The organism is Burkholderia sp. BCC1977, assembly GCF_905339595.1.
Classification (GTDB): domain Bacteria; phylum Pseudomonadota; class Gammaproteobacteria; order Burkholderiales; family Burkholderiaceae; genus Burkholderia.
The window spans coordinates 122,553-138,416 of the sequence record NZ_CAJPGQ010000007.1 but is presented as its reverse complement, the minus strand read 5'-3'; the positions used below and the strand labels follow the sequence as shown (position 1 = coordinate 138,416).

The 15,864-nt window shown below is 66.7% G+C and carries 15 protein-coding genes; 11 read left to right on the top strand and 4 right to left on the bottom strand.

The genetic code is table 11. The features are described from left to right. Positions 1–27 precede the first annotated feature (27 nt). Positions 28–1,047 carry a threonine/serine dehydratase gene (locus U5771_RS08785; protein ID WP_322023596.1) on the top strand — a complete coding sequence of 340 codons (1,020 nt, stop codon included), beginning with the start codon at positions 28–30 and terminating at the stop codon, positions 1,045–1,047. A gap of 133 nt (positions 1,048–1,180) precedes the next feature. Further along, a complete protein-coding gene (locus tag U5771_RS08780; RefSeq protein ID WP_322023649.1) occupies positions 1,181–1,651 on the top strand; it encodes a DUF3574 domain-containing protein in 471 nt (156 codons plus the stop codon). A gap of 88 nt (positions 1,652–1,739) precedes the next feature. Here the strand turns inward: U5771_RS08780 and U5771_RS08775 are convergent, their stop codons facing one another. Further along, positions 1,740–4,253 (bottom strand): penicillin-binding protein 1A, encoded by a 2,514-nt coding sequence (locus tag U5771_RS08775; protein WP_322023595.1) that lies wholly within the window; start codon positions 4,251–4,253, stop codon positions 1,740–1,742. Positions 4,254–4,692: 439 nt separating this feature from the next. Here U5771_RS08775 and U5771_RS08770 point away from each other — a divergent pair, with 439 nt between their 5' ends. The 4 genes from U5771_RS08770 (at position 4,693) to U5771_RS08755 (ending at position 8,119) form a co-directional block, all read left to right on the top strand. Next, a complete protein-coding gene (locus U5771_RS08770; protein WP_322023594.1) occupies positions 4,693–5,373 on the top strand; it encodes a PspA/IM30 family protein in 681 nt (226 codons plus the stop codon). Between the two features lie 78 nt (positions 5,374–5,451). Next, on the top strand, positions 5,452–6,642 hold the full coding sequence (locus U5771_RS08765) for a tetratricopeptide repeat protein (RefSeq protein WP_322023593.1): 1,191 nt from the start codon (positions 5,452–5,454) through the stop codon (positions 6,640–6,642). Between the two features lie 243 nt (positions 6,643–6,885). Beyond that, the gene (gene mscL / locus U5771_RS08760; protein WP_034207569.1) at positions 6,886–7,317 is read left to right on the top strand and encodes a large conductance mechanosensitive channel protein MscL; all 432 of its coding nucleotides are present in this window, start codon (positions 6,886–6,888) and stop codon (positions 7,315–7,317) included. 355 nt (positions 7,318–7,672) lie between these two features. Then, complete coding sequence (locus U5771_RS08755; protein WP_027784713.1) at positions 7,673–8,119, top strand: hypothetical protein; 447 nt, start codon at positions 7,673–7,675, stop codon at positions 8,117–8,119. Between the two features lie 77 nt (positions 8,120–8,196). Here U5771_RS08755 and U5771_RS08750 read toward each other — a convergent pair whose 3' ends face one another. Beyond that, positions 8,197–9,090, bottom strand: a complete 894-nt coding sequence (locus U5771_RS08750) for an NAD(P)-dependent oxidoreductase (protein WP_322023592.1) — start codon at positions 9,088–9,090, stop codon at positions 8,197–8,199. 135 nt (positions 9,091–9,225) lie between these two features. Between U5771_RS08750 and U5771_RS08745 the strand changes: the two genes are divergently transcribed. Together U5771_RS08745 and U5771_RS08740 are read left to right on the top strand one after the other, a co-directional pair. After that, the gene (locus U5771_RS08745) at positions 9,226–9,435 is read left to right on the top strand and encodes a dodecin (RefSeq protein WP_006755984.1); all 210 of its coding nucleotides are present in this window, start codon (positions 9,226–9,228) and stop codon (positions 9,433–9,435) included. Positions 9,436–9,659: 224 nt separating this feature from the next. Continuing rightward, on the top strand, positions 9,660–10,589 hold the full coding sequence (locus tag U5771_RS08740) for a LysR substrate-binding domain-containing protein (protein ID WP_034188792.1): 930 nt from the start codon (positions 9,660–9,662) through the stop codon (positions 10,587–10,589). A gap of 115 nt (positions 10,590–10,704) precedes the next feature. Here the strand turns inward: U5771_RS08740 and U5771_RS08735 are convergent, their stop codons facing one another. Continuing rightward, on the bottom strand, positions 10,705–12,117 hold the full coding sequence (locus U5771_RS08735) for an 8-oxoguanine deaminase (protein WP_322023591.1): 1,413 nt from the start codon (positions 12,115–12,117) through the stop codon (positions 10,705–10,707). Between the two features lie 512 nt (positions 12,118–12,629). Here U5771_RS08735 and uraH point away from each other — a divergent pair. Together uraH and U5771_RS08725 are read left to right on the top strand one after the other, a co-directional pair. Beyond that, positions 12,630–12,983 carry a hydroxyisourate hydrolase gene (gene uraH, locus U5771_RS08730; protein WP_192387568.1) on the top strand — a complete coding sequence of 118 codons (354 nt, stop codon included), beginning with the start codon at positions 12,630–12,632 and terminating at the stop codon, positions 12,981–12,983. Between the two features lie 53 nt (positions 12,984–13,036). Continuing rightward, positions 13,037–14,230: a urate hydroxylase PuuD gene (locus tag U5771_RS08725; RefSeq protein ID WP_322023590.1), complete on the top strand. Its 1,194-nt coding sequence runs from the start codon at positions 13,037–13,039 to the stop codon at positions 14,228–14,230. Positions 14,231–14,517: 287 nt separating this feature from the next. On the opposite strand, the gene U5771_RS08720 is transcribed toward U5771_RS08725, so the two are convergent. Next, positions 14,518–15,438, bottom strand: coding sequence for a LysR family transcriptional regulator (locus U5771_RS08720; RefSeq protein WP_322023589.1), 921 nt, complete (start codon positions 15,436–15,438; stop codon positions 14,518–14,520). Between the two features lie 71 nt (positions 15,439–15,509). Between U5771_RS08720 and U5771_RS08715 the strand changes: the two genes are divergently transcribed. Next, positions 15,510–15,824 (top strand): muconolactone Delta-isomerase family protein, encoded by a 315-nt coding sequence (locus U5771_RS08715; RefSeq protein ID WP_322023588.1) that lies wholly within the window; start codon positions 15,510–15,512, stop codon positions 15,822–15,824. The last annotated feature ends 40 nt before the right edge of the window (positions 15,825–15,864 follow it).

Genomic DNA, 15,864 nt, shown 5'->3' with positions numbered 1-15,864 from the left:
CGGCCCACCCCCGCCACCTGCCACGTCATGTCGACTGAACAACAGCGCACGGCCCATACGACGATCGACGGCGAGCCGATTCCGACGCTCGACGAAATCGCCGCGCAGCATTTCGCGTTGTCGCCGTGGGTCGCGCGCACGCCCGTGTTCGAGCGCGCCGACCTGCCGTCCCTCGAGGGCACGCACGTCAACTTCAAGTTCGAGCTGCTGCAGGCGAGCGGCAGCTTCAAGGCGCGCGGTGCGTTCACACACCTGCTGGCCCTCGACGAAGCGCGCAAGAACGCCGGCGTCACGTGTGTGTCGGCCGGCAATCATGCGGCGGCCGTCGCGTACGCGGCGATGCGGCTCGGCAGCAGCGCGAAGGTCGTGATGTTCCATACCGCGAGCCCGACGCGCATCGCGCAGTGCAAGCAGTACCGCGCGGAAGTGGTGCTCGCCGGCAGCGCGTCGCAGGCGTTCGACCTCGTGCGGCGGATCGAGGCCGAGGAAGGCCGCTTCTTCATCCATCCGTTCAACGGCTATCACACGATTCTCGGCACCGCGACGCTCGGCTACGAATGGGCGACGCAGACACCCGATCTCGACGCGGTGATCGTGCCGATCGGCGGCGGCGGGCTCGCGGCCGGCATGGCGACCGCGCTGCGGCTCGCGAATCCGCGCGTGCACGTGTACGGCGTCGAACCGGAGGGCGCCGATGCGATGAGCCGCAGCTTCGCGGCGAATCACACGATCAAGATGAGCGCGATGCAGACCATCGCCGACTCGCTGATGGCGCCGCACACCGAGGAATACAGCTACCAGCTGTGCCGCCGCCACATCGACCGCATCGTCACGGTGTCCGACGACGCGCTGCGCGCGGCGATGCTGTTCCTGTTCTCGCACCTGAAGCTGTCGGTCGAACCGGCGTGCGCGGCGCCGCTCGCGGCGCTGCTCGGCCCGCTGCGCGAAACGCTGCAGGGCAAGCGGGTCGGCGTGCTGCTGTCGGGTACGAACACCGACCCCGCGACGCTCGGCATGCATCTCGCGCACGCGAAACGACAGCACTGAACCCGCGCACGGTACTCAGGGTTATCCCCAGTTTATGTTGACAGCCCTGTTGATAACCCGCCGGACAAGCACGCAAGTGGTTGAGCGCGCAGCGTTTTACGCACGCGAAGCGTGCCGGACGCGAAATAGGCAGATGCCGCCGCCGAACGCGCGTCCCGCGACGTGGCGGCGGCGCACGCGGCACGTGGCCGGCGCTGCGGCCATCGCGCTGCTCGCCGGTTGCGCGGCACCGCCCTCGCCCGGCGTCGACGCTACCGTTGCCTGCCTGCAGCCGGACGCGCACCGGATGCTGCAGGCCGACCTGCTGTTCGGGCGCGATATCGCAGGACGCGCCCCCGTCACCGATGCGGAGCGCGCGGCCTTCCTCGCCGACGTCGTCACGCCGCGCTTTCCGGACGGCTTCACGATCTGGGACACCCACGGCCAATGGCGCGACCGCGCCACCGGCCGGATCGTCCGCGAAGCGAGTTTCGTGGTCCGTATCGTCGCCGACGATACCGCCGACACCCGCGCACGACTCGCCGCGATCCGGCAGTCGTACCGCGAGCGCTTCCGGCAGGAGGCGGTCGGCATCACGCTCGTGCCGGCCTGCGCGTCGTTCTGATTCGTCCGCCCCCGGCCGACGCACGGACGACACGCAAAAAAACGGGCGCCCGAAGGCGCCCGTCGCATGCGACACATCCGCGTACCGCTTACTTGTTCTCGAACATGTCCATGATCCGCTGCTTCTCCTGCTGCGTGACGGGCGGTGGAGCGAGCCCTTCCGAGCCCGCCGAGCCGAGCGCGTCGTTCGCGCTGATCGCGTTCGCGGCCGGGTTGATGTCCACGCTCGCGACGAAGCCGTTGCCCGGCGTGCGATCGGCGTAGTACAGCTCGCCGTCCGTCGAGGTCAGGCCGTCCGGCATCGGCATCTGCTGCTCGGGCACGCCGTTCAGCGCGGTACGCATGTAGTTCACCCAGATCGGCAGCGCGAGCTGCGCGCCGAATTCGCGGCTGCCGAGGCTCTTCGGCTGGTCGAAGCCCATCCACGCGACCGCGACGAGCGACTGCTGGTAGCCGGCGAACCAGCCGTCCTTCGCATCGTTCGTCGTACCCGTCTTGCCCTGCAGGTCGCCGCGGCCGAGCGCGTTGGTGCCCGCGCCCGTGCCGGCCGTCGCGACCGTGTGCAGCAGGCTGTTCATCACGTAGGCATTGCGGCCTTCGATCGTGCGCGGCGCGGTGCCGCCGGCGACCACCGGCTGCGACTTCTGCAGCGGCTGGCCGCGCGCGTCGTCGACTTCGGCGATCAGGTACGGATCGACCTTGTAGCCGCCGTTCGCGAACACCGCATAGCCGGTCGCGAGCTGCAGCGGCGTCACGAGGCCGGCGCCGAGCGCCATCGGCAGGTACGGCGGCGTCTTCGCCGGATCGAAGCCGAAGCGCTGCGTCACGTACTGCTGCGCGTATTGCGTGCCGATCGACGCGAGGATCCGGATCGACACGAGGTTCTTCGAACGCTGCAGGCCGGTACGCATCGACATCGGGCCGTCAGGCTGGTCGTCGTCCTTCGGCTCCCACGCGGTGCCGCCCGGCACGCTTGGCGGGAAGTACAACGGCGCATCGTTGATGATCGTCGCCGGCCCGAGCCCCTTGTCGAGCGACGCCGAATAGATGAACGGCTTGAACGACGAGCCCGGCTGGCGCCACGCCTGCGTCACGTGGTTGAACTTGCTCTTGTTGAAGTCGAAGCCGCCGACGAGCGAGCGGATCGCACCGTCCTGCGGCGCGATCGCGACGAGCGCACCTTCGACCTGCGGCAGCTGCACGACCTGCCAGCCCGTCTTGCCGTCCTTCAGCACACGCACGATCGAGCCCGGCTTGATGCGCAGCGTCGCATTCGCGCGCGGGCTCAGCGCGGCCGACACGAAGCGCAGCCCGGCCGGGCCGATCGTCGTCGTCGCACCGCCGACGAACTGCACCTCGACCGCATTCGGCGACGCCGCCAGCACCACCGCCGACTGCAGGTCGCCGTTGTCCGGGTGATCGGCGAGCGCGTCGTCGATCGCCTCGTCGCGATCGTCGCCGGCCGCCGGCAGGTTGATCGCGCCTTCCGGCCCGCGATAGCCGTGGCGGCGCTCGTAATCGAGAATGCCGCGGCGCACGGCCTGGTACGCGGCTTCCTGGTCGGCCGAGTTGATCGTCGTCGTGACGGTCAGCCCGCGCGTATAGGTTTCGTCCTTGTACTGCTGGTACATCATCTGCCGCACCATCTCGGCGACGTATTCACCGTGCACCGCGTACTGGTTGCCCGGCGTGCGCACGCGGATCTCTTCCTTCACCGCCAGGTCGTACTGCGGCTGCGTGATGTAGCCGATCTCGAGCATGCGCTTCAGGATGTACTCCTGACGTACCTTCGCGCGCTTCGGATTGACGACCGGGTTGTACGCGGACGGCGCCTTCGGCAGCCCCGCGAGCATCGCCGCTTCCGCGAGCGTGATGTCCTTCAGGTCCTTGCCGAAATACACGCGCGCGGCGGCCGCGAAACCGTACGAGCGCTGGCCCAGGTAGATCTGGTTCATGTACAGCTCGAGGATCTGGTCCTTCGTCAGCGCCTTCTCGATCTTGTACGCGAGCAGCATCTCGTAGATCTTGCGCGTGTAGGTCTTTTCGCTCGACAGGAAGAAGTTGCGCGCGACCTGCATCGTGATCGTGCTCGCGCCCTGGCGCGCGCCACCGTGCATCAGGTCGGCCACGCCCGCGCGCAGGATGCCGAGGAAGTCGACGCCGCCGTGTTCGTAGAAGCGGTAGTCCTCGATCGCGAGCACCGCCTTCTTCATCACGTCGGGAATCTCCTGGAAGCGCACGAGGCTGCGGCGCTCCTCGCCGAACTCGCCGATCAGCACGTGATCGGCGGTGAACACGCGCAGCGGCACCTTCGGCTGGTAGTTGGTCAGCGCATCGAGCGACGGCAGTTGCGGTGCCATCACGACGAGTGCGTAGCCGACGATCAGCGCACCGACGATCGCGAGCGTCGCGAACAGGCCGACGAACCACAGCGCGACGCGCGAGCCGAACGAGCGGCGACCGCCGCCTGCACTGCGCTGCGCGCGACGGTCGTCGCCGCGGTCGTCGTCATCGGGGTAATAGGCCCCCGACGGCGAACGGCGCAACGTGTAGTGAGGTTCGTTCCGGTCGGAAGGAGAAGACGGTCGTTTGATAATTGGCATGTCGGAATGGCGGGCGGCGTGGCGCCCTCGGACGCATGCGGAAATGCAAGCGGATGAATCAGAGTGGGTGCATCGTGGCAACTGTCACGTCGACAGACCCCGCCGCGCGGCGATCCGTTCCCGCGACGTGACAGCGCATTTTAATGAAATCGACCGATTGACTTCGCGATTTTTTGTAAAAATTCCCGCACGGCCGTGAATTGCGGAACGTATTGGCGGCATGCTCCGCCTATGATGGACACGCAGCCCCGCGCGTGCCGCGGCGTTTCTTTCAACCACGAAAGGTTTGAACGCCGCACGCGTGCGCCGCTTGAACTCCGGCGCTTAAGCCGTATTTAAGGGGCCGGCGGTGTAATATCCGCCGGCTCGCGCGGGTCGGATCCGATTCGCGACGGGCACTGCCGCGCTCACGCGGCACCTTTCAACCACGGAGGATTTCATGTCGCTTTTCGACTCTGTTTCGCGCACGATCAAAGGCCTGCTGAACGATGCGGCCGACTCGGTACAGGATCCGTCGCGCGACGCACGGCAGATCGTGCGGGAGCTCGACGACAGCATCGGCCGTGCCGAGAATTCGCTGATCGAGATCGAGGCACAAGTCGCGACCCAGCGCAGCAAGCGCGATGCGGCCGACGACAAGGTGAAGAAGTACGAGGACGGCGCGAAGCGCGCGCTGCAGGCCGGCGACGAAGCGCTCGCACGCGAGGCGCTCGCCGCGCAGTCGAACGCGGAAGCCGAGCGCGATGCGCTCGCGGCCGAGCTGACGACGCTCGAGCCGTCGGTCGACAAGCTGAAGGGGCAGATCGCCGACATGCGTCAGCGCCGCAACGACCTGAACGCACGCTCGAACATCCTGCAGGCGAAGCAGGAAATCGCGCAGGCGAAGGACGTCGCGGCGAGCGCGCTGGGCGGCATCGGCGGCAAGAACCTGTCCGAAGACTTCCAGAAGCTCGAGGACAAGGTCGCGCTGCAGAACGCGCGCTCGGACGCCCGCCTGAATTCGGCCGACACGTCGAGCGGCAAGGCGCTCGAGGACAAGCTCGCCGCGCTGAACAAGGGCCCGTCGGTCGAGGACCGCCTCGCCGCGCTGAAGAAGCAGCTCGACACGCCCGCGCAGTAACGGCAACCGCGCCGCGGCCCGCCGGGCCCGCGGCGCGCACCGATCGTCAGGAGACGGGCGCCCGCGCCCGGTTCGACCATGAAGAAATCTCTCGCCGCACTCGGCCTCTCGCTGATGCTGCTGTCGTCCGCCGCATTTGCGGTCCCGTCGCTGCAGCAAGTCGAGCAATCGATCGCACAACGTGACTGGCAGCGCGCCGACACGCAGCTGTCGCAAGTCATCGACGCCCATCCGAACAACGCGCATGCACGCTACCTGTACGCACAGGTGCTGGACCGCGAAGGCCGCGCGTCCGACGCGCTCGCGCAACTGCAGCAGGCGAAGTCGCTCGATCCGCAACTGCGCTTTACCGACGCGTCGCATTTCGCGCAGACCGAATCGCGCATTCGCGCCGACGCCGCGCGCGTGAGCGGCAATGCACCGTCGGCCACGCAGGCCGGTTCGCTGCAGTCGTCGCTCGCCCCGGCGGCGCCGGTTGCGAAACACGGTCCATCGACCGGCATGTGGATCGGCCTCGGGCTGATCGTCGCGATCATCGCGCTCGTGCTGCGCTGGACCTTGGGGCGCGCACGCTCGGCCGACGACAGCCGCGCCGACGACGAACGCCGCACGCAGTTGAAACGCGCGACCGACGTGCTGAACGACATCCGTCCGCTGAAACTCGACGCGAAGCTGTCGACGGCGCCGGGCGCCGCCGCGCTCACCGGCGAACTCGAAGGCATCGAGACCGATGCACGCACGCTCGTCGAATCGCTGTCGAACGGCAAGAACCCGGTGCCGCCGTATCGCATCGACGAACTCGAACAGCGGCATGCGAGCGTGAAGGCGCGTGTCGAAGGCCGCCCCGATCCGAGCGCGCAACCCGCGGCGCCGGCGAACGGCAGCGGCTCCGTGTATGCGCAGGAAGCCGATCGCGTGACCGGCGTGCAAGGCCAGCCGTATCAGCAGCAACCGTACCCGCAACAGCCGTACCCGCAGCAACCGTATCCGCAACAGCAGCCGCCCGTCGTGGTCCAGCAAGGCGGTGGTTTCGGCAGCGGAATGGGCGGGCTGCTGACCGGCGTGCTGCTCGGCGAAGCGATGTCCGGCGGCCGCGAACGCGTGGTCGAACGCGACGTGATCGTCGACGACCAGCGGCGACGCCAGGAGCACAACGATCCGGGCTTCGACCTGGGCCGCGGCGACAATTCGAACTGGAGCGACGGCAATGGCGGCGGCGGCGTCGATCTCGGCAGCAACGACGACGGCTGGACCGACGACAACACCTGAGCATGGCACACGCGGGCGTCGACGCATCGCGCCGCGCCCGCCCCCGACACCGCGCTTCCTTTCATTCCCGCTCGCACCGGCCCCGTGATTTGTTAATCATTTCAAGATGGGCTACCGGCAATGGGGCACGTTCGCTATCATGCGGCCATCGGCGTGCCTCCGATCTCATCCGTCCCAACAGACGCTTCGCAGCCCTGCGCGTCGCGGCACGCCTCCCCTCGCCCAACCAGGAGAAAGCCGCTCATGAGCATAATCAAGGAATTCAAGGAGTTCGCCGTCAAAGGCAACGTGATGGATCTCGCCGTCGGCGTGATCATCGGCGGCGCATTCTCGAAGATCGTCGACTCGGTCGTGAAAGACCTCATCATGCCGGTCATCGGCGTGCTGACGGGCGGTCTGGATTTCTCGAACAAGTTCGTTCTGCTCGGCACCATCCCCCCGTCGTTCAAGGGTAATCCCGATTCGTTCAAGGACCTGCAGGCCGCGGGCGTCGCCGCATTCGGCTACGGCTCGTTCATCACCGTGGCGATCAACTTCGTGATCCTCGCGTTCATCATCTTCCTGATGGTGAAATTCATCAACAAGCTGCGCAAGCCGGAAGAAGCCGCGCCGGCCGCGACGCCGGAAGACACCGTGCTGCTGCGCGAGATTCGCGATTCGCTCAAGCAACGCTGAGCACCGCCGCTGAGCACCACGTCAAGCAGCATCAGCCGGGCCCGCCAAGTGCGGGCCTTTTTCATGGGCACGCGACGCGCACCGCCGCGCGCGGCTTATCTCACTTTTTTGTGACGCGCGAATGCACGCGCGGGAAAAGCAGGTCTATGATGGAGACTAAACGACAGTACGGGCGCCAAGACGCTGGCTGTGTCGATCATCGTGGCATGCGGGTCGACGGGAGACATTGATCGTCGCACCGGCACGAGTGCAACATTTTCGTGTGCTATAAAGGATCGACATGCGGCGTACATAGCCGGGAGTGGGTCGCATGAAAGTGCCGCATTTCTTGCAATTGTTTTTGAGGCGAGTGTTTATGTCCTTCCCGAAAAAACGTCGACGTGCGCAACAGGACGGCCAGGAGTCCTTCCTCGCGGTATTGCGCCACTCGAAACCGTTTGCCCAGCTCGACACCAAGATTGCCCGCGCCCGTGCGCAGGACGAACCCGTCCTCTATGCGCATGTGCTGCCCGGCCTCGACGTGCTCCTGTGCAGCGTGCGCGGCGCCCAGCCGCCCTATCCGGCCATCGCCGAACTGCGCAAGCGCTGCATCGAATCGATCGCCAACGCACTCGAGCAGCCGCTCGACGGTCTGGAGAACGGCGGGTACTGGTACGAGGCGAACGGCTTCGGCTTCCTCGTGTTCGCGAGCCGCGCCCGTGCGCGCATCCTGCCCGAATTTGGTGCAGGCACGAAGGCGAGCCTGCGCGGCGGGCTCGGACGCCAGAACGCCGGCGACACGACACCGCGCTCCCTCGGCTGAACCGACACCGACACGATGGGCCGCCTCCGGGCGGCCCATCGGCCATTCAGGCTTCCCGCTTCACCGTCGCTGCGCGATCACTGCGCCGTCCCGCGCCCGTTGCCGGGCCGGACGATGTCGATGAACGCGGCGAAATCGGCACCGGCGAGCCCCTGCGCGGCGCCCAGCCGCAGCACCTGCTGCACCGTGGCCGCTACGGGCATCACCGCGCCCGTGTCGCGCGCGGCGTCGGCGATCGCATCGACGTCCTTCTGGAACGTGGCGAGCGCGCCGATCGGCGCGTGACCGCCTGACGTCATGCGCGGCACGAAGGTCTGCAGCAGCACCGAATCGGCCCACCCGCCGGCCAGCGCGTCGGCCAGACGCGCGGCGTCGATGCCGCTCGCCTGCGCCAGGCCGACGGCTTCCGCGATCGCGGTCACCGTCGCGGTGACGATCGCCTGGTTGCACAGCTTCGCGGTCTGGCCCGCGCCTGCGTCGCCCATGTGCGTGATGCGCGACGCGTAGGTATCGATCAGCGGTCGCACCGTATCGAGGTCGGCCGCGCCGCCGCCCGCCATCACCGCGAGCGTGCCGGCCTGCGCGCCGGGCACGCCGCCCGACACCGGCGCATCGATCCAGGCGACGCCGAGCGCGGCCGCGCGCGCCGCGTAGTCGCGCGTCGCGGCAGGCGGAATGCTCGAATGATCGACGATGCGCTTCAGGCGGCGTGCGTTCGCATCGCCGGCAAAGAGCCCGTGCTCGCCGAACGCGACGTCGCCGACCGCACGGCCGTCGAGCACGCACACGAACACCGTGTCGACGCGCTCGGCCAGTTCACGCGGCGTGTCGACCACCTGCGCACCGTCCGGTTCAAGCGCCTCGGCCTTGGCGCGCGTGCGGTTCCATACGCTGACCCGATGGCCCGCCGCCAGCAAATGCCGAATCATCGGCGCGCCCATCAATCCCGGTCCGCAAAATCCGACTTCCACGATCTTCCTCGTCTCCAATTGGGGTTGCACTTGCCGCCCATCATACCTATCACTCAAGAAGCCGGACACGCGCGGCGCCGCTTCGGGCCCGCCGCTTGCGCCGGCCGCACACACCGACATCCCAGGGAGCGCATCATGAGCGACCACGTCTACAAGCTGATCGAACTGACCGGTTCGTCGCGGCAATCGTGCGACGACGCCATCCGCAACGCAATCTCGAAAGCCGGCAAGACGCTGCACAACCTGCACTGGTTCCAGGTGACCGAAACGCGCGGCCACATCGAGGGCGATCAGGTGATCCACTGGCAGGTCACGCTGAAAGTCGGCATGCGCATCGACGACTGACGCGCCGCGCGCGTCACACGCGGCGCCCTGATCGCCGGATGCGTGCAATGCGCATCCGCGCGGCGCCGCGCACGCCTGCCTTCCACCCCGTCCGGACCCCTTGTCGAGGCCCGGCCGGCGGGCGTCTGCGGGTATCCATCTCTTGACGCTGGCTTTGGTTCATATTAAAAACCATATATCCCCCCGCCCACTCGATCAGCCCAGACATATAAACCGGAGATATCATGAGTCAGCAACGCGAGGCGATCGACACGTACCTCTTGCGCGTCTTGCACACCTTGTTGATGGAGCGCAGCGTCACGCGCGCGGCCGTCAAACTGAACCAGTCGCAACCGGCGATCAGCGCCGCGCTGCGGCGCCTGCGCGACATCACGGGCGATCCGCTGCTCGTGCGCGGCAAGTCCGGCATGGTCCCGACCGAATACGGGCTGCGCCTGCTCGAGCCGGTGCAAAACGCACTGCGTGAAATCGAGCGCATCAAGTTCCAGCAGCACAATTTCGACCCGGCCACGTCGATCCGCTGCTACCGGATCGGCTGCCCCGACTACCTGAACGTGCTGTTCGTGCCGACCGTCGTCGAACGCTTCCGCCTGGCGGCGCCGAACGCGACGCTCGAGTTCCACTCGCTCGGGCCCGCATTCGACTACGAGCTCGCGCTGGAAGACGGCAAGCTCGACATCGTCGTCGGCAACTGGCCCGAGCCGCCCGAGCAACTGCACCTGTCGAACCTGTTCGTCGACGAAATCGTCTGCCTGATGAGCAACACGCACCCGTTCGCGAAGCGCGGCGGGCTCACGCTCGACCAGTACCTGAACGCGCCGCATCTCGCGCCGACGCCGTACTCGGTCGGCCAGCGCGGCGCCATCGACGTGCATCTCGCGCGCGAGCGGCTCAAGCGTCACGTGGTCGTCACGCTGCCGTACTTCAACCTCGCACCGTACGTGCTGGTGAAGTCCGACCTGATCTTCACGACGACGCGCCTGTTCGCCGATCACTACGCGAAGTTCCTGCCGCTGTCGGTCGTGCCGGCGCCGCTCGACTTCCCGCCGATGCAGTACTACCAGCTGTGGCACGAACGCTGCCACTACTCCGACGAAGTGCGCTGGCTGCGCGGCCTCGTCGCCGAAGCGACCCGCACGCTGATCGAACCGTAATCGCGCAGGACGCGCACGCCGGCCATACCGTTGCGGTGTGGCCCGGTGTGAGGCGTGGCGCGGCCACGGCCGCCACCGCGCGCCCGATCCGCGGCGCGCCCCTCACACCGACGCGTCAGCGCGACGCCTCCACGAGTGCCCGCGCCAGCGCGTTGTGGCGCTCGATGACCGGCGGCAGGTCGAGCGTCGCGAGCCGCCCTTCCCGCACCACCACCTTCCCGTTCACCACCGTGTACGCCGTCTGCGACGGCGCGCAGAACACGAGCGCCGCGACCGGATCGTGCAGCGCACCCGCGAACAGCGGCTGGCGCAGGTCGAACGCGGCGAAGTCCGCGGCCATGCCGGGCTTCAGCGCGCCGATGTCGTCGCGGTTCAGCACCTTCGCGCCGCCCAGCGTCGCGATCTCGAGCGCCTCGCGCGCGGTCATCGCATCGGGCCCGAAGCCGACCCGCTGCAGCAACAGCGCCTGCCGCACTTCCGCCACCATCTGCGCGCCGTCGTTCGACGCGGAACCGTCGACGCCGAGCCCGACCGGCACGCCCGCGAGACGCATCTTCTTCACCGGCGCGATGCCCGACGCGAGCCGCATGTTCGAACACGGACAGTGCGCGACGCCGGTGCCGGTGCGCGCGAACAGGCCGATGCCGGCATCGTCGAGCTGCACGCAGTGCGCATGCCATACGTCGTGGCCGACCCAGCCGAGATCTTCCGCGTATTCGGCGGGCGTCATCCCGAACTTCTCGCGGCTGTACGCGATGTCGTTGACGTTCTCCGCGAGGTGCGTGTGGAGCGACACGCCGTAGTCGCGCGCCAGCACGGCCGCGTCGCGCATCAGGCCGCGGCTCACCGAGAACGGCGAGCACGGCGCGACGACCACCCGCAGCATCGCGTAACGGCCTTCATCGTGATAGGTCTCGATCAGGCGCTGTGCGTCCCGCAGGATGTCGGGCTCGCGCTCGACGACCGAATCGGGCGGCAGCCCGCCATCGCGCTGGCCGACGCTCATCGCGCCGCGGCTCGCGTGAAAGCGCATGCCGATCCGCTGCGCGGCGCCGATGCTGTCGTCGAGCCGGCTGCCGTTCGGATAGATGTACAGATGGTCGCTCGACGTCGTGCAGCCCGACTGCAGCAGCTCGGCCATCGCGGTCAGCGTCGACACCTCGATCATCTCGGGCGTCAGGTGCGCCCAGATTCGATACAGGTTCGTGAGCCAGCCGAACAGCTCGGCGTTCTGCGCGGCCGGCACCGCGCGCGTGAGGCTCTGGTACATGTGGTGGTGCGTGTTCACGAGCCCCGGGATCACGAGGTGGCCGCGCAGGTCGAGCACTTCGTCCGCGGTATCGGGCAGCTCGGCGCTCGGGCCGACCGCGACGATCCGGTTGTCTTCGATATAGAGCCCTGCGTCGCGCAGTTCGCGGCGCGTGTCGTCCATGGTCACGAGCACGTCGGCGTGCTTGACCAGCAGGGTTTTCGGGCGGGATGAGGATGGCTGCGGCGCGCGTGCGCCGGCGTGCTGCTCGAGGTTCATGCGTTCTCCACGTCGTTCTGCCCCCGGGAGCCGCTCCCGGAGACCGTCACAAAGCCGTTCGAACGCTGATTCGCGGCACGCCCCGGTGCCTGCGTCCGTTCGAACGCGCTGGCCCGGTTACCCGGCGTGAATGCCGTCTTCGGGGTACGCGCGGGCTCGAAGCCCGACGCGCACGGCGGGAGCATCGCCCAAGCGCGCGCCGCGCACAATGCGCGATCCGGAATACCGTGCTTCACGGTTTCGATATGGTACGTCGCGCGCGGGCCCGCCGGGCGCCGGAATCCCGGGTCGCGGACCGCTTCCGGCGGACCGTCGACAGCGGTTCATGCGCGGCGCATTATCTTTGCTATCGCGCCCGTATTCGCGCGGGGAACCTTTTTACAATGCCTGCACGGCGCTCGCTTCAATCTCGCCGACGGGTATGTAGCCACGTGACGTGGAGCCTCGATCCGCCGCACGGTCAATGGATCGAGTCGCCGCCGAACCTCGCATTCACACAAGGACAATTGCGAATGGGAAAGCTCACTACCCACGTACTCGATACGGCACACGGTCGTCCCGGCGCGGCCATCAAGGTGGACCTCTACACGCTGGACGGCGAATCGCGCCGCGCGATCAAGACCGTGCTGACCAATAGCGACGGCCGCTGCGACGAACCCCTGCTCGAAGGCGCCGCGCTCGCCGCCGGCGAATACGAACTCGTGTTCCATGCCGGCGACTACTTCGCGTCGCTCGGCGTGAAGGTGCCCGAACCCCGCTTCGTCGATCGCGTCGTGCTGCGCTTCGGCATCGCCGACACCGCATCGCACTACCACGTGCCGCTGCTCGTGTCGCCGTGGTCGTACAGCACCTATCGCGGCAGCTGACACACGTATCGGCGCCCGCATCAAAGACAACGATCTGAGTCTGGAGGAGTTTCATGGAAGGCTTCATCACCGACTGGCTGAACCTCGCGCTGCGATGGCTGCACGTCATCGTCGCCATTGCGTGGATCGGCGAGTCCTTCTATTTCGTCGCGCTCGACAACAGCCTGAAACCGCCTACCGACGCGAACCAGCGCAAGCGCGGCGTGTTCGGCGAACTGTGGCACGTCCACGGCGGCGGTTTCTACAACATGCAGAAGTACACGGTCGCTCCGCCGGAAATGCCGGATGACCTGCACTGGTCGAAATGGCCGTCGTACACGACCTGGCTGTCGGGCTTCTCGCTGTTCTTCGTGCTGTACCTGCTCGCGCCGAACACGTACCTGATCGACAAGAGCGTGCTCGACATGGGCCCGGTGGTCGCCGTCGCGTCCGCGCTCGGTTTCCTCGCTGCCGGCTGGATCGTCTACGACTCGCTGTGCCGCCTCCTCGGCACCAACGATCGCGTGCTGGGCATCTGCGTCGGGCTCTACGTCGTCGTCGCCGCGTACCTCGCGTGCCACATCTTCTCCGGCCGCGCGGCCTACCTGATCGTCGGCGCGATGCTCGCGACGATCATGTCGGCGAACGTGTTCTTCGTGATCATTCCCGGCCAGCGCAAGATGGTCGACAAGATGCTCAAGGGCGAAGAGCCGAACCCCATCTACGGCAAGCGCGGCAAGCAGCGCTCGGTGCACAACACGTACTTCACGCTGCCGGTCGTGTTCGCGATGCTGTCGAACCACTATGCGATGACGTACACGAACAAGTTCAACTGGGTCGTGCTCGTGCTGATCATGCTGGCCGGCGCGCTGATCCGTCAGTTCTTCGTGATGCGTCACCGCGGCAAGCAGCTCTGGTACCTGCCGATCGGCGGCGTCGCGCTGCTGTCGGGCGCGCTGGTGTGGACGATGCCCAAGCCGGTCGCACCGGAAGCGCAGGCGGCGAACGCACCGAAGATCGTGATCAACGACATCATGCCGATCCTGCAGCAGCGCTGCGTCGAGTGTCACTCGGCGAAGCCGACGCTGATGGGCAGCGCGCCCGCCGGCGTGATGTTCGACACGCCGGACGAAGTGTCGAAGAACGCGCAGCGTATCTACGAACAGGCCGTGCGCCTGAAGGCGATGCCGATCGGCAACGTCACGCACATGACCGACGACGAGCGCGTGAAGCTCGCCGCCTGGTTCGAGGGCGGCGCGGCCAAGTAAGCCGCCATGCGCCGGTTGCCGGTTGCCGGTTGCCGGTTGCCGGTTGCCGGTTGCCGGTTGCCGGTTGCCGGTTGCCGGTTGCCGGTTGCCGGTTGCCGGCGCAATCCTCTCCGTTCGCGGGCCCGGAAACGGGCCCGTTTTTTTGGTTCATTGCGAATTTCCGGCGAGTGCTCGACAGACTGCCGGTGTTCCGCCATCACGTGTCGCTTGCGCGTACCGTCGATCGTCTGCTCGGACATCGGCTCCATTCCGCAAGCGGTCGCAGGACTCACACTCTTTTCGCAATATCAAACGATGTGTTGACGTTGTCGCAAGGTCGGCCCGGCCGTATCGAGAACCGTTTTACGCAACACTTCGATAGCGGGACGGCTGTCGCCATGCCGATGGGCAAGATAGACCGGTACACGCTGGGGGAACCACGGAATTGGCTTCAAGACCACGTCAGGCCCAACGATGTGGCGCACACTCGCCTGCACGAAGCCGACGGCGAGGCCCGCTCCGACGATGTCAAGCAAAGTCAGAACGTCGTCCGCTTCAAATCGATTGTCGGGGGAAAATCCCGCAGCGCGACAAGCCGCGAGGAATCGTTCGTGCGCCGGCGGATTGAGACTGCGACGCCGTGTGATCCAAATTCGACCGTCAAGCTGTACCGGCGACACGCTGTCTGCCGCTGCAAGCGCATCCGATGCCGGGACCGCCAGCAGCAAAGCGTCCTCGCAGACCGGTTCGCAAACCAGCCTGTCCACGCTATCCGGTGGGGTATGCAACAAGCCGAAATCGATCTCGCGGTCGCGCAACGCGCTCAACTGCTGTGCCGAACGCAGCGATTGAAGCTGTACTTCCATACTCGGAAAATGCCTTCTGAGCCCGCGTATGGCTGCCGCAAGTACGCCGGCGTGCACCGCGGCCTCGACATAGCCGACCGTGACTTTCCCGATTTCCCCGCGCCCCAAGGCCCTCGCCCTGTTCTCCGCGCGTGCCGCATGAGCCAACAGCGCACGCGCTTCGTCAAGGAAGGCTTTTCCCGCTTCGGTCAAGAACAAGCGCTGACGGGACCGCTCGAAGAGCTGCAGTCCGAGGCGTTCCTCGAGGGCAAGGATATGACGACTCAGCGGCGAAGCCGAGATGTTGAGACGCAGTGCTGCCTCCGCAAGGTTTTCGCATTCGGCTACGGCAACAAAGCAATTGAGCTGTCGGAGATTTAGCATGTCGACCCTTTTCGGTCCGATCCATGACCGGATCAGTCCTATGCCGCGATGATATCCGGTAGGAAACTGGCGTGAATCTCTACCTGGGGAACGCCATGCAATTCCTGACACTATCGCGCCGCAGAACGGAGCAGTTTTCCGACCTGGCATTTCAATCCCGGCTCGAGGCCGAGGCGCAGCGCGCCAGAACGCTGTATTCCGAGGGGTTCATCCGTCAAATCTGGCAACGCGGCGATATGCCTGGCGCTTGCCTGCTTATTGAGGCCGAGGACGAAGTAAAGGTACGAGAAGGACTGGAATCGCTCCCGCTCGTTGCAGCCGGCATGCTTGAGATCACCAACATCGTGCCGTTATCTCCGTATCGGGGATTCGGGCCGCGTTTCTAGCGGGCTGGCCGAAGCCTGCGTGAACAAACCGACGATGGTT

What these genes read in the sequence shown, in the direction of transcription:
- U5771_RS08780 (WP_322023649.1), top strand. Translation starts at nt 1,181, where the DNA reads ATGCCGCCGCCGAACGCGCGTCCCGCGACGTGGCGGCGGCGCACGCGG.
- U5771_RS08785 (WP_322023596.1), top strand. Translation starts at nt 28, where the DNA reads ATGTCGACTGAACAACAGCGCACGGCCCATACGACGATCGACGGCGAG.
- uraH (WP_192387568.1), top strand. Translation starts at nt 12,630, where the DNA reads ATGGGAAAGCTCACTACCCACGTACTCGATACGGCACACGGTCGTCCC.
- U5771_RS08725 (WP_322023590.1), top strand. Translation starts at nt 13,037, where the DNA reads ATGGAAGGCTTCATCACCGACTGGCTGAACCTCGCGCTGCGATGGCTG.
- U5771_RS08740 (WP_034188792.1), top strand. Translation starts at nt 9,660, where the DNA reads ATGAGTCAGCAACGCGAGGCGATCGACACGTACCTCTTGCGCGTCTTG.
- U5771_RS08755 (WP_027784713.1), top strand. Translation starts at nt 7,673, where the DNA reads ATGTCCTTCCCGAAAAAACGTCGACGTGCGCAACAGGACGGCCAGGAG.
- U5771_RS08775 (WP_322023595.1), bottom strand. Translation starts at nt 4,253, where the DNA reads ATGCCAATTATCAAACGACCGTCTTCTCCTTCCGACCGGAACGAACCT.
- U5771_RS08735 (WP_322023591.1), bottom strand. Translation starts at nt 12,117, where the DNA reads ATGAACCTCGAGCAGCACGCCGGCGCACGCGCGCCGCAGCCATCCTCA.
- U5771_RS08765 (WP_322023593.1), top strand. Translation starts at nt 5,452, where the DNA reads ATGAAGAAATCTCTCGCCGCACTCGGCCTCTCGCTGATGCTGCTGTCG.
- U5771_RS08720 (WP_322023589.1), bottom strand. Translation starts at nt 15,438, where the DNA reads ATGCTAAATCTCCGACAGCTCAATTGCTTTGTTGCCGTAGCCGAATGC.
- mscL (WP_034207569.1), top strand. Translation starts at nt 6,886, where the DNA reads ATGAGCATAATCAAGGAATTCAAGGAGTTCGCCGTCAAAGGCAACGTG.
- U5771_RS08745 (WP_006755984.1), top strand. Translation starts at nt 9,226, where the DNA reads ATGAGCGACCACGTCTACAAGCTGATCGAACTGACCGGTTCGTCGCGG.
- U5771_RS08770 (WP_322023594.1), top strand. Translation starts at nt 4,693, where the DNA reads ATGTCGCTTTTCGACTCTGTTTCGCGCACGATCAAAGGCCTGCTGAAC.